General features: G+C 51.8%; 1 protein-coding gene. It reads right to left on the reverse strand.

Translation table 11 applies throughout. From position 1 onward, the window contains the following. Positions 1-121: 121 nt before the first annotated feature. Positions 122-566 (reverse strand): photosystem II protein PsbR (gene psbR / locus IE219_RS32760; protein ID WP_229850283.1); only part of this gene is annotated, 445 nt, incomplete at its 5' end.

Genomic DNA, 566 nt, shown 5'->3' on the forward strand with positions numbered 1-566 from the left:
GTCGGTATTATTGACTGCGGCCTGCGGGTACTGATATTTACATCCAGTTACATATGTCGTTGCGGTTGTAACCCGTACAGTACACATCGTTTGATTCATATTTTGGTTTGCCGCACAGGCTTCAAGAAGCCAAGGCACTAGTATTGTAGACAAGCAGAGCACCGCCCAGCAGAATTCCAGCAAGAGTGATTGCCCAGAGAAACAGCCCTGTCTTTCCTCCAACATAAACGTCACCACTTGGGGACCATTCTTCTGGTGTATATATTGGGCTGTACCCATCAACATTTGCTCCATACTTGTCGGCAAACTGGTAGACACCCTTCCCCTTGGCTACCCTTCCAGACGCATCGACGCCTTCCTTGAACTCCACTCCACCACCAGGCCCGTAGGGTTGGGCAGTCTGGACCTTCTTCGCCTTCTTGCTGGCTACTATGAGCAGCGATGGCCTCGCCGATGGTCGCAAACCTCGGAGTTTCGCTCGTTCTAACAGTGGAGAGGGAGATGGCTTCGTCAGAACCATAGACGCCATGACAGAGGCAGACATGTTTGTGCTCACTGGATCACCC

The organism is Streptomyces termitum (genome assembly GCF_014650175.1).
Classification (GTDB): Bacteria; Actinomycetota; Actinomycetes; order Streptomycetales; family Streptomycetaceae; genus Streptomyces; species Streptomyces termitum.